General features: G+C 75.0%; 4 protein-coding genes. All 4 read left to right on the forward strand.

All coding sequences use genetic code 11. The features are described from left to right. Positions 1-2: 2 nt before the first annotated feature. The 4 genes from FHX73_RS26530 to FHX73_RS26545 are packed head-to-tail and all read left to right on the forward strand — an operon-like array spanning position 3 to position 22,801. The gene (locus tag FHX73_RS26530) at positions 3-15,485 is read left to right on the forward strand and encodes a type I polyketide synthase (protein ID WP_145907804.1); all 15,483 of its coding nucleotides are present in this window, start codon (positions 3-5) and stop codon (positions 15,483-15,485) included. A 14-nt stretch (positions 15,486-15,499) separates the two neighbouring features. Further along, on the forward strand, positions 15,500-19,438 hold the full coding sequence (locus FHX73_RS26535; RefSeq protein ID WP_246213733.1) for a type I polyketide synthase: 3,939 nt from the start codon (positions 15,500-15,502) through the stop codon (positions 19,436-19,438). Between the two features lie 49 nt (positions 19,439-19,487). Continuing rightward, positions 19,488-20,288 (forward strand): ABC transporter ATP-binding protein, encoded by an 801-nt coding sequence (locus tag FHX73_RS26540; RefSeq protein WP_246213734.1) that lies wholly within the window; start codon positions 19,488-19,490, stop codon positions 20,286-20,288. Further along, positions 20,288-22,801 carry an FtsX-like permease family protein gene (locus tag FHX73_RS26545; protein ID WP_145907807.1) on the forward strand — a complete coding sequence of 838 codons (2,514 nt, stop codon included), beginning with the start codon at positions 20,288-20,290 and terminating at the stop codon, positions 22,799-22,801. The genes FHX73_RS26540 and FHX73_RS26545 overlap by 1 nt, the downstream gene beginning before the upstream one ends. The last annotated feature ends 121 nt before the right edge of the window (positions 22,802-22,922 follow it).

Below are 22,922 nucleotides of genomic sequence, written 5' to 3' on the forward strand. Positions count from 1 at the left end.
CGATGACGAACGATGACAAGCTGCTCGACTACCTGAAGCGGGTCACCGCCGATCTGGCCCAGACCCGGCAGCGGCTGCGCGACGTGGAGACCGAGGAGAAGGAGCCGATCGCCATCGTGGCGATGAGCTGCCGCTTCCCCGGCGGCGTCAGCAGCCCGGAGGAGCTGTGGCGGCTGGTCGACGAGGGCACCGACGCCATCACCGACTTCCCGGACGACCGGGGCTGGGACGGCGCCGCGCTCTACGACCCCGACCCGGACGCGGCCGGCAAGAGCTACGTGCTGCGCGGCGGGTTCCTGCACGGGGCGGCCGACTTCGAGCCGGACTTCTTCGGCATCTCGCCGCGCGAGGCGCTGCTGATGGACCCCCAGCAGCGGCTGCTGCTGGAGGTGGCCTGGGAGGCGCTGGAGCGCGGCGGCATCGCCCCGGACTCGGTGCGCGGCGCCCGGATCGGGGTGTTCGCGGGCACCAACGGCCAGGACTACCGCGACGTGCTGGCGAAGCTGCCGCAGGACCCCGAGGCGGCGCTCGGCACCGGCGTGCTGGCGGCGGTGATGGCCGGCCGGATCTCCTACACCCTGGGCATCGAGGGGCCCGCGGTCACCATCGACACCGCGTGCTCCTCGGCACTGGTGGCGCTGCACCTGGCGGTGCAGGCGCTGCGCCAGCGCGAGTGCACGCTGGCGATGGCCGGCGGCGTCTCGGTGATGTCCACGCCGGGCGCGTTCGTCGCGTTCAGCCGCCAGCGCGGGCTCTCCCAGGACGGCCGGTGCAAGTCCTTCGCCGACGAGGCGGACGGCACCGGCTGGGGCGAGGGCGCGGGGATGCTGCTGCTGGAGCGGCTGAGCGACGCCCGGCGGCACGGGCACCGGGTGCTGGCCGTGGTCCGTGGTTCGGCCGTCAACCAGGACGGCGCGTCCAACGGGCTGACGGCGCCCAACGGCCCGTCGCAGCAGCGGGTGATCCGGCAGGCGCTGGCGAGCGCCGGGCTGTCGGCCGCCGACGTGGACGTGGTGGAGGCGCACGGCACCGGCACCACGCTCGGTGACCCGATCGAGGCCCAAGCGCTGCTCGCCACCTACGGCCAGGGCCGCCCGGCGGACCGGCCGTTGTGGCTGGGCTCGATCAAGTCGAACATCGGGCACACCCAGGCCGCCGCGGGTGTGGCCGGGGTGATCAAGATGGTGCAGGCGATGCAGCACGGCGTGCTGCCCAGGACGCTGTTCGCCGAGGACCCGTCCAGCAAGGTGGACTGGTCGGCGGGCGAGGTAAGGCTGCTGACGGACAGTCGGCCGTGGCCGGAGGCCGACCGGCCGCGCCGGGCCGGGATCTCCTCCTTCGGCGCGAGCGGCACCAACGCGCACACCATCATCGAGCAGGCCCCCCACGAGGAGCCGGCCGCCGAGCGCGAGCCGGGCCGCGCGCCCTCCACCGTGCCGTGGGTGCTCTCCGGCCGCACCCCCGAGGCGCTGCGCGAGCAGGCGCGCCGGCTGGCCGCCGTGGCGGACACGCTGGATCCGGCGGACGCCGGCCTCTCGCTGGCCACCACCAGGACCGCCCAGCCCTACCGGGCCGTGCTGCTCGGCCGGGACGGCGAGCAGCTGCGCCGCGGCCTCGACGCCCTGGTCGAGGGCGTGCCCGGGGTGCTCCAGGGCCGCACCGTGAAGGGGCTGACGGCCTTCCTGTTCACCGGCCAGGGCGCGCAACGCCCGGGCATGGGAAGGGAGTTGTACCAGGAGTCCGAGACCTTCCGGCAGGCCTTCGACGAGGTGTGCGGGCACTTCGAGGCCGGGCACTTCGACGCCGGGCACTTCGACGCCGGGCTCAAGGAGTTGGTCTTCGGCACCGACGCGGAGCCGCTCAACCGGACCGCCACCACCCAGGCCGCCCTGTTCGCCTTCGAGGTGGCGCTGTTCCGGCTGCTGGAGTCCTGGGGCGTGGAGCCGGACTTCGTGGCGGGGCACTCGATCGGCGAGGTGGCGGCGGCGCACGTGGCGGGGGTGCTGTCGCTGGCGGACGCGTGCCGGCTGGTGGCGGCGCGGGGCCGGTTGATGCAGGCGCTGCCCGCCGGTGGCGCGATGGTGGCGATCAAGGCCGCCGAGGCCGAGGTCGAGCCGCTGCTGACCGAGGGGGTCGGCATCGCGGCGGTCAACGGTCCTGACGCGGTGGTGATTTCGGGCGTCGAGGCGGAAGTGCTGCGGATCGCCGCGTTGTTCGAGCGGACCAAGCGCCTGACGGTCAGTCACGCCTTCCACTCGCCGCTGATGGAGCCGATGCTGGACCAGTTCCGGTCCGAGATAGCCGATCTGACGTACGGCCGGGCGACCGTGCCGATCGTCTCCAACCTGACGGGTCGGTTGGCCACCGAGGAGTTGGCCGACCCGGAGTACTGGGTGCGCCACGTGCGCGAGGCCGTGCGCTTCCACGACGGCGTGCGGGCACTGGAGGCGGCGGGCGTCACCCGCTTCGTCGAGCTCGGCCCCGACGCCGTGCTCACCGCGATGGCCCGCGACTGCCTCGACTCCGCCGAGGCCGTGCTCACCGCCGTCACCCGGCGCGAGCGCCCCGAGACGGACACCCTGCTCACCGCGCTGGCCCGGCTGCACATCGGCGGCCACTCGCCCGACTGGGCCGCCCTCTTCCCGGGCGCCGCCCGGGTCGACCTGCCCACCACCGCGTTCCAGCGCAGCCGCTACTGGGTCGAGGTGCCGGCCACGGTCGGCGACGTCGCCTCCGCCGGACTGGACTCCACCGAGCACCCGCTGCTCGCCGCGGCCACACTGCTGGCCGACTCCGACGGCGCGGTGCTCACCGGGCGGCTCGCGGTGCGCACCCACCCGTGGCTGGCCGACCACGTGGTCGGCGACCAGGTCGTGGTGCCCGGCACCGCGATGGTCGAACTCGCCATCAGGGCCGGCGACCAGGTCGGCTGCGGCCACCTGGAGGAGCTCACCCTCGAAGTGCCGCTGGTGCTGCCCGAGCAGGACGGGATCCGGGTGCAGGTCACCGTCGGCGCCCCCGACCCGGCCGGCAGCCGCACGGTGAGCGTCTACTCGCGGGCCGAGGGCGCGGCCGCCGAGGTGGGGGCACCTCCCGGCCGCCAGGCCGGGGGATCGTGGACGCAGCACGCCTCCGGCCTGCTCGGCCGGGCGCCCGGGCACACCGGCGAGCGCCTCGCCGAGTGGCCGCCGGCCGGCGCCGAGGCGCTGGACACCACCGGCCTCTACGAACGGCACGCCGCCTCGGGCCTGCACTACGGCCCCACCTTCCAGGCCCTGCACGCCGCCTGGCGGCGCGGCGACGAGCTCTTCGCCGAGGTCCGGCTGGCCGAGCGCCCGGCCGCCGACGCGGGCCGGTTCGGCCTGCACCCGGCCGCCTTCGACGCCGCGCTGCACGCGCTCGCCCTGCTCGGCGACGGTTCCGCCGACGAGACCGCCCGGCTGCCCTTCATGTTCTCCGGCGTCTCGCTGCACGCGGTCGGCGCCGCGGTGCTGCGGGTGCGGCTGGTCGCCACCGGGGCGCACTCCTTCGCCGTCGACCTGGCGGACGCCACCGGCGCTCCGGTCGCCACGGTGGGCTCGCTGGCCTCCCGCCCGCTGACCAACCTGACTCGGCGGCAGAACCCGTCGAGCGACGCGCTGTTCCGGCTCGACTGGCAGCCGGTCCCGCTCCCCGAGGCGACCGGCGAGGCCGACTACCGGCTGCTGCACAGCGCGCCGGGCACCGGGGCCGAGGCCGTCCGCGCCGCCCTGCACGCGGCGCTGGCCGCCGCACAGGACGAGGACCCGCGCCCGCTGCTCGTGGTCACCCGCGGCGCGGTCGCGCTCGCCGGGGAGCCGGTGGCCGACCTGGCGGGCGCCGCGGTATGGGGCCTGCTGCGCTCGGCGCAGTCGGAGAACCCCGACCGCTTCGTGCTGCTGGACCTCGACCCGGAGGCCGACGCCGAAGCGGTCGCCGCCGCCGTGCTGGCCTGCGGCGAGCCGCAGGTGGCGGTCCGCGCCGGCGCCGCCCACGCGGCCCGGTTGGTCCCCGCGTCACCCGTGACTGAGCCTGCCACCGCGCCCGCGCCCGAGTTCGACCCCGAGTTCGACCCCGAGGGCACCGTCCTGCTGACCGGCGCGACCGGCGGCCTCGGCCCGGTGCTCGCCCGGCACCTGGTCACCGCCCTCGGCGCGCGCCACCTGCTGCTGCTCAGCCGGCGCGGCGGCGCGGACCAGCTGGCCGCCGAACTCACCGAACTGGGCGCCGACGTGACCGTCCGGGCCTGCGACGTGGCCGACCGGGCCGCGCTGGCCGAGGTGCTGGCGCAGGTCCCGGCCGCCCACCCGCTGACCGCCGTGGTGCACGCGGCCGGGCTGCTCGACGACGGCGTGCTCGCCTCGCTCACCCCCGAGCGGGTCGACGCCGTGCTGCGGCCCAAGGTGGACGGCGCGCTCAACCTGCACGAGCTCACCGCCGAGCTCGACCTCCAGGCGTTCGTGCTCTTCTCCTCGGTCGCCGGGCTGGTGGGCGCACCGGGCCAGGGCAACTACGCGGCCGCCAACGCCTTCCTGGACGCGCTGGCCGCTCACCGCCACGCGCTCGGCCGGCCCGCCCTCTCGCTGGCCTGGGGCCCCTGGGCGCCGGTCGGCGGCATGACCAGCGCGCTGGCGGCCGCCGACCGGGCGCGGATCTCGCGCGGCGGCATGACGGAGCTGTCCGCCGAGGAGGGCGTGGCGCTCTTCGACCTGGCCCGGGCCACCGGCCTGCCGGCACTGGCCCCGGTGCGGCTGAACCTGGCGGCGTTGCGCGGCCAGGGCGCCGCGCTCGCCCCGGTGTTCCGCGCCCTGGTGGGCCGCACCGTGCGCCGCGAGGCGGCGGCGGTCGAGGGCGCCGGGTCCTCGTTCGCCGAGCGGATGGCCGAACTCGGCGAGCAGGAGCGGGCGGACGCGCTGCTCCAGCTGGTCCGGGGCCAGGTCGCGGCCGTGCTCGGGCACGCCTCGGCGGAGGCGATCGACCCCGGCCGGGCCTTCCAGGAGCTCGGCTTCGACTCGCTGGCCGCGGTCGAGCTGCGCAACGCGCTCACCGCCGCGACCGGCCGCCGACTCCCCGCCACACTCGTCTTCGACTACCCGTCACCCGGGGCGCTGGCCGGCCACCTGGCCGGCACGTTCGGCGCCGGGGCCGGCCCGCGCAAGGCCGCCCGGGCACGGACGGCGGGCCCGGCGAACACCGACGAGCCGATCGCGATCGTGGGCATGGCCTGCCGCTACCCGGGCGGGGTGAGCTCGCCGCAGGAGCTGTGGGAGCTGGTGATCGGCGAGCGGAACGCGATCAGCGCCTTCCCGGACAACCGGGGCTGGGACATCGACCGGATCTACGACCCGACCCGCGAGCGCCCCGACACCAGCTACGTCCGCGAGGGTGGATTCCTGCACGGGGCAGGGGAGTTCGATGCGGGGTTCTTCGGGATCTCGCCGCGTGAGGCGTTGTTGATGGATCCGCAGCAGCGGTTGCTGTTGGAGGGTTCGTGGGAGGCGTTGGAGGGCGCGGGGATCGATCCGGTCTCGTTGCGGGGTTCGCGGACGGGTGTGTTCGCGGGGGTGATGTACCACGACTACTTCGGTGCGTTCGGCAGTGGCAGCATCGTGTCGGGTCGGGTGGCGTACACGCTTGGCCTGGAGGGGCCGACGTTGTCGATCGACACGGCGTGCTCGTCGTCGCTGGTGGCGCTGCACCTGGCGGCGCAGTCGCTGCGCGGTGGCGAGTCCACCCTCGCGCTGGTGGGCGGCGTCGCGGTGATGTCGACCCCGGACCCGTTCGTGGAGTTCAGCCGCCAGGGCGCGCTCGCGCCGGACGCGACCTGCCGCCCGTTCGCCACCGGAGCCGGCGGCACGGTCTGGGGCGAGGGCGTCGGGGTGCTGGTGCTGGAGCGCCTGTCCGACGCCGAGCGCAACGGGCACCGGGTGCTGGCCGTGGTGCGCGGCACCGCCGTCAACCAGGACGGTGCGTCCAACGGGCTGACGGCGCCCAACGGCCCGTCGCAGCAGCGGGTGATCGAACAGGCGCTGGCCAACGCCGGGCTGTCGGCCGCCGACGTGGACGCGGTGGAGGCGCACGGCACCGGCACCACGCTGGGCGACCCGATCGAGGCACAGGCGCTGCTGGCCACCTACGGCCAGGACCGGCCGGAGGGACGGCCGTTGTGGCTCGGGTCGATCAAGTCGAACATCGGGCACACCCAGGCCGCCGCGGGCGTGGCCGGGGTGATCAAGATGGTGCAGGCGATGCGGCACGGCGTGCTGCCGAAGACGCTGCACGTGGACGAGCCCTCCAGTCACGTGGACTGGGCAGCCGGTGAGGTACGGCTGCTGACGGACAGTCAGCCCTGGCCGGAGGTCGACCGGCCGCGCCGGGCCGGGATCTCCTCCTTCGGGATCAGCGGCACCAACGCGCACACCATCATCGAGGCCGTCCCCGAGCCGGCCGCCGGGCCGACCGAACCGGTCCCGGCCCCGTGGTTGCTCTCCGCCAAGTCCCGGGCCGCGCTGCCCGCCCAGGCCGAACGGCTGCTCGCCTTCGTCGACGCCAACCCGCAGCTCGCACCCACCGACCTGGCCCACGCGCTGGCCACCACCCGGGCCCGGTTCGAGCACCGCGCGGCCGTCACCGGCGCCGACGGCGCCGAACTGCGCGACTCGCTGGCCGCGTTGGCCGCCGGGCAGGCCGCCCCCGGGTTGGTCGAGGGCACCGCCACCGGCGCCCGCCCGGTCTTCGTCTTCCCGGGCCAGGGCTCCCAGTGGACCGGCATGGCCACCGAACTGCTGGCCTCCTCGCCCGTGTTCGCGGCCGCGATGGCCGAGTGTGCCGCAGCCTGCGCGCCGTTCACCGACTGGGACCTGCTGGCCGAGCTGAACGGCCCGCTGGACCGGGTGGACGTCGTCCAGCCGCTGCTCTGGGCCGTCATGGTCTCGCTGGCGCGGACCTGGACGGCGCACGGGGTGCGCCCCGCCGCCGTGATCGGGCACTCCCAGGGCGAGATCGCGGCGGCCGTGGTGGCCGGCGCACTCTCCCTGGAGGATGGCGCCCGGATCGTCACCCTGCGCAGCCAGGCCATCGCCCAGGACCTGTCCGGCGGGGGCGGCATGCTGTCGGTCGCGCTGCCCGTCGAGCAGGTGGCGGAGCGCCTCGCCGCGTGGGACGGCCGACTCTCCGTCGCCGCGCGCAACGGCGCGGGCTCGGTCGTGGTCTCCGGCTTCGTGGACGCGCTGGACCGGCTGGAGGACCGGCTCAAGGAGGAGGGCGTGCGGGTCAAGCGCCTGCCGGTGGACTACGCCTCGCACTCCGCGCAGGTCGAGTCGATCCGCACCCGGCTGCTGGAGACCCTGGCCGAGGTCTCGCCGCGCCCCGCGGAGGTTCCGTTCTACTCGACCGTCACCGGCGAACTCCTCGACACCACCGGGCTGGACGCCGAGTACTGGTACACCAACCTGCGGCAGACGGTGCTCTTCGAGCAGGCCGCCGGGGTGGCGGTCGGCAAGGGCCACGGCGTGTTCGTCGAGTGCAGCCCGCACCCGGTGCTCACCGTCGGCCTCCAGGAGACCTTCGACGGCGTGCGGGCGCTCGGCTCGCTGCGCCGCGAGGAGGGCGGCCCGGCCCGGTTCGCCGCCGCGCTCGGCGAGGCCTTCGCGCACGGCGTCGAGGTCGACTGGCAGCAGGTCTTCCAGAACCCGCGCCCGTCCCGGATCGAGCTGCCGACCTACGCCTTCCAGCACGAGCAGTTCTGGCTGAACAGCGTTGCCGGCAACGCCGACGTCACCTCGGCCGGCCTGACACCGACCGAGCACCCGATCCTGAGCGCCGCGCTGACCCGCGCCGACACCGACGGCACCGTCCTCACCGGCCGCCTCTCGCTCGGCACCCACCCGTGGCTGGCCGACCACGCGGTCGGCGGGGAACTGCTCTTCCCCGGCACCGGCTACCTCGAACTGGCCCTCCAGGCAGCCGAGGTGGCGGGCCTGGACCGGGTCGCCGACCTCACCCTGCACGCCCCGCTGGTCTTCCCCGAGCACGGCGCCGTGCAGCTCCAGGTGGTGCTCGGCGCGGCCGAGGAGTCCGGCCGCCCGATCGGCATCTACTCGCGCGCCGAGAGCGGGGCCGACGAACTACCGTGGACCCGGCACGCCGACGGTGTGCTCGCCCACGGCGGTGCGCCCGCCGAGCCGGAGTTCACCGCCTGGCCGCCCGCCGGCGCCGAGCCGATCGACCTCGACGGGCTGTACGAGCGGCTCGCCGAGGCCGGACTCGGCTACGGCCCCGCCTTCCAGGGCCTGCGCGCCGCCTGGCGCCTGGGCCGGGAGGTCTACGCCGAGGTGTCCGTCACCCAGCCGGTGGACGGCTACGGCCTGCACCCCGCGCTGGCGGACGCCGCCCTGCACGCGATCGGCCTCACCGGCGTCGCCGAGGACGAGGCGCTGCTGCCGTTCGCCTGGTCCGAGGTGCGGCTGCACGCGACCGGCGCCACGGAACTGCGGGTCCGGGTCAGGCCCTTGGACTCGGGCGACGCGGTGGAGCTGACGCTCGCCGACGCCACCGGCGCGCCGGTGGCGAGCGTCGGCTCGCTCGCCCTGCGCCCGATCCCGGCCGAACAGCTGGCCGCCGCCGCCAAGTCGGCGCGGGCGGGCGCGCTCTACCGGGTGGAGTGGATCACCGCGCCGACCCCGGCCGCCGATCCCGCCCACGACCCGGTGGTGCTGCGCAGCCCGGCGGGCACCCGCGCGGACGAGGTGCGGGCCGCCGTGCACACCGTCCTCGACCAGCTGCGCGAGCAACTGGCTGGCGAGGCAAGCGTGCTGGTGGCCGCCGGCGCCGACCTGGCCGGTGCGGCGGTGGCCGGGCTGGTCCGCTCGGCGCAGTCGGAGAATCCGGGGCGGATCGTCCTGGTCGAGCTCGACCAGGACCCGGCCTCGGAGGCGCTGCTGCCCGCCGCCCCGGCCGTGGGCGAGCCGCACCTGGCGATCCGGGGCGGCGCGATCCGGCTGCCGCGCCTGGTCCGCGCCGAAACCAGCGACGATCAGCAGGAGTTGAGGCTCAATCCGGCCGGAACGGTGCTGCTGACCGGCGCGAGCGGCGCCCTGGGCAGCCTGATCGCCCGTCAGCTGGTCACCGAGTGGGGCGTGCGGCACCTGGTGCTGCTCAGCCGGCGTGGCGCCGCCCCCGAGCTGGTCGCCGAACTCACCGCGCTGGGCGCCGAGGTTCGCACTGCCGCCTGCGACGCGGCCGACCGCGCCGCGCTGGCCGAGGTGCTGGACGCGATCCCGGCCGCCCACCCGCTGACCGCCGTGGTGCACGCGGCCGGGGTGCTCGACGACGGCGTGCTCGCCTCGCTCACCCCCGAGCGGCTGGACGCCGTGCTGCGCCCCAAGGTGGACGCGGCCTGGCACCTGCACGAGCTGACCGCCGGGCTCGACCTCCAGGCCTTCGTGCTGTTCTCCTCGGCCGCCGCCACCCTCGGCTCGCCCGGGCAGGCCAACTACGCGGCGGCCAACGCCTTCCTGGACGCGCTGGCCGGCCACCGCCGCGCGCTCGGCCTGCCGGGCCAGTCGCTCGCCTGGGGCCTGTGGGCACAGGCGAGCGGGATGACCGGCACGCTGGACGAGACCGACCTGTCCCGGATCTCCCGGGGCGGCGTGGCACCCCTGGCCACCGAGGAGGGCCTGGCCCTCTTCGACGAGGCGCTGCACTCCCGGCACCCCGCCGTGCTGCCGATGAAGCTCGAACCGGCGGCACTGCGCGCCCAAGGTGACGACCTGTCACCGCTCTTCCGCACCCTGGTGCGGGTCCGGCGCCAGGCCGCCGCCGGTCGGCCGGCCGCGGGCGCCGACTCGCTGCGCGGCCGGCTGACCGCCCTCGCCGAGACGGAACGGCTGCCGTTCCTGGCGGAGTTGGTGCGCACCCAGGCCGCCTCAGTGCTCGGGCACCGCTCGGCGCAGGCGGTCGAGGAGCACCGGGCCTTCCGCGAGCTGGGCTTCGACTCGCTGGCCGCGGTCGAGCTGCGCAACGGCCTGGCGGCGGCCACGGGGCTGCGCCTGCCGGCCACCCTGGTGTTCGACCACCCCAACCCGCTCGCCCTGGCCGGGTACCTGTTCGACCAGCTGGTCGGTGATCTGACGGGTAGTCAGGCAGTCGTGGCACCGGCCGGCTCGACCGACGAGCCGATCGCGATCATCGGGATGAGCTGCCGCTACCCCGGCGGCGTCAACTCGCCCGAGGACCTGTGGAAGCTGGTGGTCGGCGAGGTGGACGCCATCGGCGAGTTCCCCACCGACCGGGGCTGGGACCTGGCGGCGCTCTACGACCCGACCCTGGACCGCCCCGGCACCAGCTACGCCAAGAATGGCGCGTTCCTCTACGACGCGGGCGAGTTCGACGCCGAGTTCTTCGGCATGGACCCGGAGGAGGCACTGGTCACCGACCCGCAGCAGCGGCTGCTGCTGGAGACCTCCTGGGAGGCGCTGGAGCGGGCCGCGATCGACCCGGCCTCGCTGCGCGGCAGTTCGACCGGGGTGTTCGCGGGGGTGATGTACCACGACTACTTCGAGAGCTACGGCTCCGGCAGCGTGGTCTCGGGCCGGGTCGCCTACACGCTCGGCCTGGAGGGGCCCACCCTCACCGTGGACACCGCCTGCTCCTCCTCGCTGGTCGCGCTGCACCTGGCGGTGCAGTCGCTGCGCCAGGGCGACTGCACCCTGGCGCTGGCCGGCGGGGTGACGGTGATGGCCACCCCGGGCACCTTCGTCGAGTTCAGCCGGCAGCGCGGCCTGTCGCGGGACGGGCGCTGCCGCCCGTTCGCGGACGCGGCCAACGGCACCGGCTTCGGCGAGGGCGCGGGAGTCCTGCTGCTGGAGCGGCTGAGCGACGCCCGGCGCAACGGGCACCAGGTGCTGGCCGTGGTGCGCGGCACCGCGATGAACCAGGACGGCGCCTCCAACGGCATCACCGCCCCCAACGGCCCCGCCCAGCAGCGGGTGATCCGCCGCGCGCTGGCCGCCGCGGGCGTGCCCGGCGGCGAGGTCGACCTGGTCGAGGCGCACGGCACCGGCACCACGCTGGGCGACCCGATCGAGGCGCAGGCCCTGATCGCGACCTACGGCAGCGAGCACACCGAGGAGCGCCCGCTCTGGCTCGGCTCGATCAAGTCGAACATCGGGCACACCCAGGCCGCGGCCGGGGTGGCCGGCGTGATCAAGTCGGTGCAGGCGATCCGGCACGGGGTGCTGCCCAGGACCCTGCACGTGGACCAGCCGTCGCGGCACGTGGACTGGACGGACAGTCACGTCCGGCTGCTCGCCGAGTCGGTGGCCTGGCCCGAGCACGGCCACCCGCGCCGGGCCGGGATCTCCTCGTTCGGGATCAGCGGCACCAACGCGCACGTGGTGATCGAGGCCGCCCCCGAGGCGCCCGACTCGCCCGACTCGCCCCAGGTCCAGGCCCCGCTGCTGCTCTCCGGCCACAGCCCGCAGGCGCTGCGCGAGCAGGCCGGGCGGCTGCTGGACCACCTGGGCGAGCGCACCGAGCTGGAGCCGCGCCGGGTCGCGGCGGCGCTGGCGACCACCCGCGGCCGGCACGCCCACCGGGCGGCGGTGAGCGGCGCCGACCGGGACGAACTGCTGCGCGGCCTGCGCGCCTTGAGCGAGGGCCGGGCCTTGCCGGGGGTGGCGCTCGGCAGCGCGGCAGCCGGCCGCACCGCCTTCCTGTTCTCCGGTCAGGGCTCGCAACTGGTCGGCATGGGCAAGGAGTTGACCGAGGAGTTCCCGGCCTTCGCGGCCGCCTTCGAGGAGGTGTGCGAGCAGCTGGACCCGCTGCTGGAGCGGCCGCTGCGCGAGGCGCTGCGCTCGGCCGAGCTGCTGGACCGCACCGAGTACACCCAGCCCGCGCTGTTCGCCCTCCAGGTCGCGCTGTTCCGGCTGGTGGAGTCCTGGGGCGTGCGCCCGGACCTGCTCGCCGGGCACTCGATCGGCGAATTCGCCGCGGCCCACGTGGCCGGGGTCTGGTCGCTGCCGGACGCCGCCCGGCTGGTCGCCGCGCGCGGCCGGTTGATGCAGGCGCTGCCCGCCGGCGGCGCGATGGTCGCGGTCAAGGCCACCGAGGCCGAGATCGAGCCGCTGCTGACTGCGAGGGTGAGCATCGCGGCGGTCAACGGGCCGGGATCCGTGGTGATTTCTGGCGAGGCGGCGGCGGTCCGGGAGATCGCCGGACGGTTCGAGCGGACCAAGGAGCTGACGGTCAGTCACGCTTTCCACTCGCCGCTGATGGAGCCGATGCTCGCCGAGTTCCACCAGGTCGCCGCCGAGTTGGCCTACCAGCCGCCGCGGATCCCCCTGGTCTCCACCCTGACCGGCGCGCAGGCCGACGCGCAGGAGCTGTGCTCGCCGGAGTACTGGGTGCGCCACGTGCGCGGGGCAGTGCGCTTCGCCGACGGAGTGCGGGCGCTGGCCGAGGCCGGGGCGCGCCGGTTCGTCGAGATCGGCCCGGGCGGGGTGCTCACCGCGCTGGCCGCCGAGACGCTGGGGGGTGACGCGGCCGCGGTGATCCCGCTGCTGCGCAAGGACCGGCCGGAGCCGGCGGCGCTGCTCACCGCCCTGGGCGCCCTGCACGTGCACGGCGGCACGGTGGACTGGACGCGGGTGCTGCCGGCCGCTGGTGCGGTCGAGCTGCCGACGTACGCCTTCCAGCGCCGCCGGTACTGGATGGCGAGCGAGCCCGCCGGCTACCGGGCGACGGCGGACCACCCGCTGCTCGGCAGCGCGGTGGACCTCGCGGACGGCGAGGGCACGCTGTTCACCGGTCGGCTCTCGCGGCAGACCCACCCCTGGCTGGCCGATCACGCGGTCGGCGGGGTGGTGCTGCTGCCCGGCACGGCGTTCGTCGAGATGGCGCTGGCGGCCGGGGCCGGCCTCGGGGCCGACGCGGTCGAGGAGTTGACCATCGCGGAACCCCTGCTGCTGCCCGAGCAGGGCGCGGTCCGCCTGCAGTGCACCGTGCGCCCGGCGGAGGAGGGCAGGTGGACGTTCCAGGTGTACTCCCGCACGGCGGACGACGAGGCCTGGTCGGCGCACGCCACCGGCCTGCTGCGGTCCGCCACGGCCTCCGTGCCGGCGCCCGGTCCGGAGCAGGCCTGGCCGCCGGTCGGCGCCGAGCCGCTCGACCTGGCCGACACCTACCAGGAGCTGGCCGAGCTCGGCGCCGAGTACGGACCGCAGTTCCAAGGCCTGCGGGCCGCCTGGCGGCTGGCCGACGAGGTCTTCGCCGAGGTGGAAATCCCGCTGGAGGCCGACCGGTTCGGCCTCCATCCGGCCCTGTTCGACGCCGCCCTGCACGCGATCGGCCTGCGGGCGGGCGCGGAGCGCCGGATCAGCCTGCCGTTCGCCTGGAACGGGGTCGAGCTGTACGCGGTGGGCGCGCGGGCGCTGCGGGTGCGGATCGCCCCGGCCGGCCCGGACGCGGTGCGGATCGAGCTCGCCGACGAGGCCGGCGCGCCGGTGGCCCGGGTGGAGTCGCTGGTGCTGCGCGAGGTCGCGCTGGACCGGCTGGCCCCGGCCGGCGGCGCCGACTCGCTCTTCGCCCTGGAGTGGACCGCACTCCCCGCGGGCGCGGCGCCCACGGCCGGGCACTGGGCAGTGCTCGGAACCCACCGCCCACGTCTGCTGGACGAGTTGGCGGCGCGGGTCGACAGCGTCCGCACGGTCGCCGACCTCGCCGAACTCGCGCTGCCGGTCGACCCGGTGGACGTGCTGCTGGTGCCCTTCGCGGGCGGCGACGAGCCGCACGCGGTGCACCAGGGTTTGGCCACCCTGCTCACCACCCTGCAAACCTGGCTGGCCGACGAGCGGTTCGCCCGGTCGACCGCCGTGGTGGCGACCAGCGGGGCCGTCTCGCTCTCCGGCGAGGACGTCACCGACCTGGCCGCAGCGGCGGCCTGGGGCCTGATCCGCTCGGCGCAGTCGGAGCACCCCGAGCGGATCGTGCTGGTGGACCTGGATGACCACGACGACGCCCCCGGCCGGGACTGGCACCTGCTGCCCGCCGCCCTCGCCGCCGGTGAGTCACAACTCGCTTTGCGAGCAGGCGTGTTGCACGCACCACGGCTGGTCCGGGCGGCTGCCGCGGCCGGACCCGACGCCCCCGTCGAGTGGCACGGCCGGGTGCTGCTCACCGGCGGCACCGGGGCACTGGGCCGCCTGGTGGCCCGTCACCTGGTCACCGAGCACGGAGTGTCGAGCCTGCTGCTGCTCAGCCGGCGCGGCGAGGCCGCGCCCGGCGCCGCCGAGCTGCACGCCGAACTCACCGGCCTGGGCGCCGAAGTGACGATCCTGGCCTGTGACCTGGCCGACCGCGAGGAGCTGGCCGGCGTGCTGGCGCGCCACCCGGTCTCCGCCGTGGTGCACTCCGCAGGCGTGCTGGACGACGGGACGCTCGCCTCGCTCACCCCCGAGCGGCTGTCCGCCGTGCTGCGGCCCAAGGTGGACGCGGCCTGGCACCTGCACGAGCTGACCAAGGACCGGCCGCTGTCGGCGTTCGTGCTGTTCTCCTCGGCGGCCGGCCTGCTCGGCAGCCCGGGGCAGGCGAGCTACGCCGCCGCCAACGCCTATCTCGACGGGCTGGCCCTGCACCGCAGGGCGGTCGGCCTGCCGGCCGGCTCGCTGGCCTGGGGGGCCTGGTCGGGCAGCGGCGGCATGGCCGACCGCTTGGGCGAGGCCGACAGCCGCCGGCTCGCGCAGTCGGGCGTGGGCAGCCTCGGCGAGGCGGACGGCCTGGCGCTGTTCGACGCCGCGGTCGGCCGGCCGGAGGCCGTGCTGATGCCCGCCCGGCTCGACCTGGCCGCGCCGGCCCGGGGCAACCGGGTCCCGCCGCTGCTGAGCCGGCTGGTGCGTCCCTCCTCCGCGCGCCGGGTCGCGCAGGCGGCCTCCACGGCCTCGGCCGCGCTGCGGCGCAGCCTGGCCGCACTGGCCGGCCCGGAGCGGCTCGCGCTGCTGCTGGAGCTGGTCGGCACCCAGGCGGCCGGGGTGCTCGGGGTCGCCGAGGTGGCGCTGGACCGGGCGTTCAGCGAGCTCGGCTTCGACTCGCTGACGGCGGTGGAGTTCCGCAACCAGCTCAACGAGGCCACCGGGCTGCGGCTCTCGGCCACGCTGATCTTCGACTACCCGAACCCGACGGTGCTGGCCGAGCACCTGGACGCCGCACTGGCCCCGGCCGAGGGGGCGGCCGAGGAGGCGCGGGAGGCCGCCGTGCGCCAGGCGCTGGGCGCGATCCCGCTGGCCCGGCTGCGCGACGCCGGCCTGCTGGACAGCCTGCTCGAACTGGCCGGACTGGCGGCCGAGTCGAGCGCTGACCCGACCGGCCAGGACGGTGGCGGCAGCGGCGAGTCGATCGACGCGATGGACGTGGAGAGCCTGCTGAACCTGGCCCTCGACGACCTCGGCGCGCAGGACGGGGAGAACTGGTGACGAGGAGCACTCCGGTGACGAACAGTGAGAGCACGGCCCGGCAGCAGCACCCGGACGCCAGGATGGTCGACGCCCTGCGGGCCTCGCTGAAGGAGACCGAACGGCTGCGCGAGCAGAACCGCAAGCTGACGGCGACGCTGCGCGAGCCGATCGCGATCGTCGGCATGGCCTGCCGCTACCCGGGCGGGGTGGGCTCGCCGCAGCAGCTGTGGGAGCTGGTGGCGCGGGGCGGGGACGGCATCACGCCGTTCCCCACCGACCGGGGCTGGGACGCGGACCTCTACGATCCGCGCCCCGGCCTGGAGGGCAGGTCCTACACCGCAGAGGGTGGTTTCCTGCACGGGGCGGGGGAGTTCGATGCGGGGTTCTTCGGGATCTCGCCGCGTGAGGCGTTGTTGATGGATCCGCAGCAGCGGTTGCTGTTGGAGGGTTCGTGGGAGGCGTTGGAGGGTGCGGGGATCGATCCGGTCTCGTTGCGGGGTTCGCGGACGGGTGTGTTCGCGGGGGTGATGTACCACGACTACTTCGGTGCGTTCGGCAGTGGCAGCATCGTGTCGGGTCGGGTGGCGTACACGTTGGGTCTGGAGGGGCCGACGTTGTCGATCGACACGGCGTGTTCGTCCTCGCTGGTGGCGCTGCACCTGGCGGCGCAGTCGCTGCGCGGCGGCGAGTCCACCCTCGCGCTGGCCGGCGGGGTGACGGTGATGGCCTCGCCCGGCACCTTCGTCGAGTTCAGCCGCCAGCGCGGGCTCTCCCCGGACGGCCGCTGCAAGGCGTTCGCGGAGGCTGCGGACGGCACCGGCTTCGCCGAGGGCGTCGGGGTGCTGGTCCTGGAGCGGCTGAGCGACGCCCGGCGCAACGGGCACCGGGTGCTGGCCGTCGTCCGAGGTTCCGCCGTCAACCAGGACGGCGCCTCCAACGGGCTGACGGCGCCCAACGGGCCGGCCCAGCAACGGGTGATCCGCCAGGCGCTGGCCAACGCCCGACTGTCGGCGGCCGACGTGGACGTGGTGGAGGCGCACGGCACCGGCACCACGCTGGGCGACCCGATCGAGGCGCAGGCGCTGCTGGCGACGTACGGTCAGGACCGCCCGGCCGGGCGGCCGTTGTGGCTCGGGTCGGTCAAGTCGAACATCGGGCACACCCAGGCGGCGGCCGGGGTGGCCGGAGTGATCAAGATGGTGCAGGCGATGCGGCACGGTACGTTGCCGAAGACCCTGCACGTGGACGAGCCCTCCGGCAAGGTCGACTGGTCGACGGGCGAGGTACGGCTGCTGACGGACAGTCAACCCTGGCCCGAGGCCGACCGGCCGCGCCGGGCCGGGATCTCCTCGTTCGGGATCAGCGGCACCAACGCGCACGTGATCGTCGAACAGGCCCTGGTCGAGCCCGAGTTGCCATCGCCCGACCCGGCGCCCCCGATGACCCTGTGGCCGCTCTCCGCCCGCTCCCCGCAGGCGCTGGCGGCCCAGGGCGAGCGGCTGCGCGCCTTCGCCGCCGACCGCCCCGAGCTTGCGGCGGGCGCGGTGGCCAGGTCGCTCGGCACCGAACGCGCCGTCTTCGAGCACCGGGCCGTCGTGCTCGGCCCGGACCGCGAGCGGCTGCTCGACGGGCTGGCGGCGCTGGCCGCGTCGGACGGCTCGCCGTCGGTCGTGCGCGGCCGGGCCCGACCGGGCGTCAGGACCGCGTTCCTGTTCACCGGCCAGGGCGCCCAGCGGCTCGGCATGGGCGCGGAACTGCGGTCCCACTACCCGGTGTTCGCCGAGGCCTTCGACGAGCTGGACGGCCAGCTCGGGGTCGGCACCGGCGAGGTGCTCTTCGGCGCCGACCGCGACCGGGTCGACCAAACCCTGTACGCGCAGACCGGTCTCTTCGCCTTCGAGGTGGCGCTGTTCCGGCTGCTGGAGTCCTGGGGCCTGCGACCGGACTTCGTGGCGGGGCACTCGATCGGCGAGGTGGCGGCGGCGCACGTGGCGGGGGTGCTGTCGCCGGTGGACGCGTGCCGGCTGGTGGCGGCGCGGGGCCGGTTGATGCAGGCGCTTCCAGCCGGTGGCGCGATGGTGGCGATCAAGGCCACCGAGGCCGAGGTCGAGCCGTTGCTGACCGAGGGGGTCGGCATCGCGGCGGTCAACGGTCCTGACGCGGTGGTGATGTCCGGCGTCGAGGCGGAAGTGCTGCGGATCGCCGAGTTGTTCGCCAAGACCAAGCGGCTGACGGTCAGTCACGCCTTCCACTCGCCGCTGATGGAGCCGATGCTCGCCCGGTTCCGCGAGGAACTGGCTGATCTGACGTTCCATCAGCCCACCGTTCCCGTGGTCTCCAACGTCACGGGCGCCCTGGCGGCAGGGGAGTTGGCGGATCCTGAATACTGGGTGCGGCACGTGCGCGAGGCCGTGCGCTTCCACGACGGCATCCGGGCGCTGGAGGCGGCGGGCGTCACCCGCTTCGTCGAGCTCGGCCCCGACGCCGTGCTCACCGGGCTGGCCCGGGGGAGCGTGCGGGCGCCGGACGCGGCGTTCGTCCCGCTCGGCCGCCGGCTCGGCTCGGAGAGCGCCGCCCTGCTGACGGGCGTGGCCCGGCTGCACGTGGACGGCCTGTCGCCCGACTGGTCGGCGGTCTTCCCCGGCACCGACCGGGCCGAGCTGCCGACCTACGCCTTCCAGCACCAGCGGTACTGGCTGGCGGCGGACGTCCCGCTGACCATCGGCGCGCTCGACGCCCCCGACCGGCCGGCCCAGCCGGCCGAACCGGCGCCGCTGCGCGCCCGCCTCAGCGACCTGGGCGAGGACGAACAGCTCGCGCTGCTGGTCGACTTGGTCCGCGCGCAGACCGCCGCCGTCCTCGGCCACGCCGGGGCGGACGCGATCGAGCCGGAGGTCGGCTTCCTGGAGTCCGGCATGGACTCGGTCTCCGGCGCGGAGCTGCGCACCGCGCTCGCCGCGGCCACCGGGCTGGCGCTGTCCGCCGCCGTCGTCTTCGACCACCGCACCCCGGCCGAGCTCGCCGCCCACCTGCGCGCCGAGCTGGCCCACGCCGGGCCCGTGACCGGAGCAGCCGAGCCGGCGGACGCCCCCGAGGACCTGGAGTCGATCAGCGGCCTGCTGCGCCGGGCCGCCGGCGAGGGCCGGATGATGAAGGGGATGGCGCTGCTCGACGCGGTCGCCGAGATCCTGCCCGCCTTCTCCTCGGCGGCCGAACTGGAACGCCTGGCCGAACCGGTCCGCCTGGCCCGGGGGGAGCAGCGCCCCAAGCTGATCTGCTTCCCCTCCCCGATGGCACTCGGCGGCGCCCACCAGTACGCCCGGTTCGCCGCGCACTTCCGGGGCCGGCGCGAGGTGGTGGTGCCGCCGGTGCCGGGGTTCGGCCCCGGCGAGGCGCTGCCGCGCTCGCTGGGCGCCGCCGTCGAGGTCTTCGTCGAGGGCGCGCTGGCCGCGGCGGCGGGGGAGCCCTTCGTGCTGCTCGGCTACTCCTCCGGCGGCCAGTTCGCGCACGCCACCGCCGAGGTGCTGGAGCAGGCCGGCACCCCGGCGGCCGGCGTCGTGCTGCTGGACACCTACCTGCCCGACGGCGAGGGCCAGGACGAGCTCTGGCCGCAGATGTTCCGGGGCATGCTGGACCGGGAGTCCGCCTTCGGCGGGTTCGGCGCCGCCCGGCTCGCCGCGATGAGCCGCTACAGCGACCTGATCGTGGACTGCCTGCCGGGCCCGCTGTCGGCAGCGGTGCTCTTCGTCCGTCCGTCGCACTCCTTCACCGATGCACCCGGCACCGAGGACTGGCGCGCCCGCTGGCGCGGCGAGCACCTGCTGCGGGAGGTGCCCGGCACCCACTTCACCATCCTGGAGGAGTCGGCGCCGACGACGGCCGCGGCGGTGGACGACTGGCTCGGAGGTAGAGAAATCTCTACCTCGGATACGCCAAGGAATGCCAATGTGCCTTCCCGGCGCCGCTCCTAACGTTGATACCAGTTCGCGCGAGGTGCGTGACCAACCGGTGGGAGTTCCAGTGCAGACTCGGGAGAACGGTCAGCGGACGGTGGCCGTCCGGCTGGACGCGGTCGAGAAGATCTACGGCAAAGGCGACAACGAGGTGGCCGCGCTCAAGAGACTGAGCATGACCTTCGACGCCGGCAGCTTCACCGCTGTGATGGGCCCCTCGGGATCGGGCAAGAGCACCTTCCTGCACTGTGCCGCCGGCCTGGTCCAGCCCACCTCGGGCCGGGTGCTGGTCGGGGACACCAACCTCGCGGACCTGGACGAGGTGCGGCTGACCAAGCTGCGCCGCGACCGCATCGGCTTCATCTTCCAGTCGTTCAACCTGCTGCCGGCCCTGACGGTGATGCAGAACATCGTGCTGCCGCTCCAGTTGGCGGGCAAGCGGCCGAACCGGAACCAGATCCTGATGGTGGTCAACCGGGTCGGCCTGGCCGACCGGCTGGACCACCTGCCCGGCCAGCTCTCCGGCGGCCAGCAGCAGCGCGTGGCGATCGCCCGCGCCCTGGTGACCCGGCCCGCCGTGGTCTTCGCCGACGAGCCGACCGGCGCCCTGGACACCCGCACCGCCGCCGCCGTGCTCGGCCTGCTGCGCGAGTCGGTGACCGCCGCCGGCCAGACCCTGGTCATGGTCACCCACGACCCGGTGGCCGCCTCCTACGCCGACCGCGTGGTCTTCCTGGCGGACGGCCGGTTCGTCGGCGAGATGCACCAGCCGACCGCCGACGCCGTCGCGGCGCGGATGACCCGGCTCGGCGCCTGGGACGACGAGAGCTCCGACCCCTCCTCCTCCCTGTCGGGGGGTGGCCGCTGATGTGGATGCTGGCCCTGCGCACCCTGAAGTTCCGCAAGACCGGGTTCATCGCCACCTTCGTGGCGATGTTCCTGGGCGCCGCGATCGTGATGGCCTGCGGCGGCCTGATGGAGACCGGCGTCCGGATGGCCGCCCCGCCGCAACGCCTGGCCGGGGTGCCGATCGTGGTGACCGGTCAGCAGACCTACGACTCCACCGCGCTGACCGAGCGCAACCGGATCGACCCGGGCGTGCTGGACGCGGTCGCGGCGGTCCCCGGCGTCGGCAAGGCGATCCCCGACCTGTCCTTCCCCGCCACCGTGGTGGCGGGCGGCAAGGCGGTCGACGCCGGCTCGGCCGGCCACGACTGGACCAGCGCCGCCCTGACCCCCTACACGCTGACCCAGGGTGAGGCCCCGGGCAGCGGCCAGGTGGTCCTCGACGCGAAGCTGGCGACCGACTCGGGCGCCGCGGTCGGCTCCACCGTGCGGCTGAGCGTGCACGGCGCGGCCCAGACCTTCCGGGTCTCCGGCATCGCCCGCCAGGACACCGGCGGCTCGATCCCGCCGAGCCTGTTCTTCGCCGACGCCCAGGCCCAGCAACTGGCCCAGTCGAACGGGCAGTTCGACTCCATCGGGGTGCTGCCCGCGCCGGGCGCCGACGTCGCGGCGGTGCAGCGGGCGGTGAGCTCGGCCGTCGCCGGCAAGGCGATGGTGCTCACCGGCGAGCGGCGCGGCCTGGCCGACCTGCCGGGCACGCTCTCCAGCCAGCAGACCGTGACCATCCTGGCGGCGGTCTTCGGCAGCTGGGCGGTGCTGATCGTGATGTTCGGCGTCGCCTCCACCCTCGGGCTCTCGCTCCAGCAGCGGGCGCACGAGATGGCCCTGCTGCGGGCGATCGGCACCACCTCCCGGCAGGTGCGCCGGATGATCCTCGGGGAGACGGCCGTGCTGTCGGTGCTCGCCACCGCCCTGGCGATCGCCCCCGGCTTCGTCATCGGCAAGCTGCTGTTCGCGCAGCTGACCGGCAACGGCGTGGTCTCCGACCGGATCACCTTCCACGAGGGCTGGATCCCGATCACGGCCGGCGCCTTCGCGGCGATCGCGGCCGCCCTCGGCGCGGCCCTCTTCGCCGGCCGGAGCGCCGCCCGGACCAAGCCGGTCGCGGCGCTGGCCGAGAGCACCCTGCAGACCAGGTGGCTCACCACCACCCGCCTGCTGCTGGCGCTGTTCTTCCTGGTCAACGGCGTGACCCTGTCGGTCGTCACGGTCACCGTGATGACCGACGGGCCGACCCTGGCGAGCACCGCCGGCCCTGCCTCGGTGTTGTTCGCGATCGGCCTGGCGCTGCTCGCCCCGGGGATCACCAAGGCGATCGTGACGGTGGTCGGCTGGCCGGTGCGCGCCCTCTCCGGGCTCTCCGGCTACCTGGCGCTGCGCAACGCGAGCACCAACAATGTGCGGATGGCGGGCGCGGTGGCCCCGATCGTGCTGCTGATCGGCGTCGCCACCGGCACCCTCTACATGCAGTCCACCGAGGACAGCGTCTCCGCCAAGAGCTACGCGAACAACGTGCTGGCCGACTACGTGCTCACCTCCTCGACCGGGGGCTTCGCGCCCGGCGTGGTGGGCTCGGTCCGGGCCGTCCCGGGCGTGGCCGGCGCCTCCGAACTGGTCAGCTCCATCGGCTTCGTGGACGCCGCCGGCAGCGGCAACACGATGGACCTGCGCGGCGTCTCGGCCGACGGCGTCCAGCAGACCCTCGCCCTCGACTCGCTGCACGGGTCGATCGCCGACCTGCACGGCGACACGGTGGCACTGTCGGACAAGCAGGCGAAGGACTTCGGCGTCCACCTCGGCGACACCCTGAAGATCCACTTCGGTGACGGCGCCGCCGCCGCCCCGAAGGTCGTGGCCACCTACGCCGACAACCCGCAGGAGGAGTACCTGCTGCTGCCCTCCGACGTGCTGGCCCCGCACACCACCAGCGGCCTGCCGACCAGGATCCTGGTCCGGGCGCAGGCCGGCACCGATCCGGCCGGGCTCCAGTCCCGCCTCGACGGCCTGGCGGCCGGGGTGCCCGGCACCGCGATCGCCGACCGCTCCACGCTCACCAGCTCCAACAACCAGATCCAGCAGATCCTGGTCTCCTCGAACTACACGATCGTGGCGATGATCGTCGGCTACGCGGCGATCACCGTGATCAACACCCTGGTGGCGGTGACCCGCAAGCGCCAGGGCGAGTTCGGCCTCCAGCGCCTGACCGGCGCCACCAAGGCCCAGGTGCTGGGCATGCTGAGCGTCGAGGGCGCCCTGGTCGCGGTGATCGCGACCGTGCTGGGCACCATCGCCTCGGCGACCACGATCGTGCCGTACAGCCTGGTGAAGGCCGACTCGGTGCTGCCGCAGGGCTCGATCGGCATCTACCTCGCGATCGTCGGCGGCGCGCTCGCCCTGATCTTCGGCGCGACCCTGCTCCCCTCCTGGCGGGGCATGCGGACGCCGCCGATCGAGACGGCCAGGTCCCCTGCCTGACCGGCACGCCGGGCCGCTCCGCCGTCACCCCTGGACGGTGGAGCGGCCCCGCAGCGGTTTTCGGCCAACTGCCGGTCCATCAGTTCCTGACACTCCGTGGAGCTTTAGTAACGTGGCACAG

Origin of the sequence: Kitasatospora viridis (genome assembly GCF_007829815.1) — a bacterium.
Taxonomy (GTDB): Bacteria; Actinomycetota; Actinomycetes; order Streptomycetales; family Streptomycetaceae; genus Kitasatospora; species Kitasatospora viridis.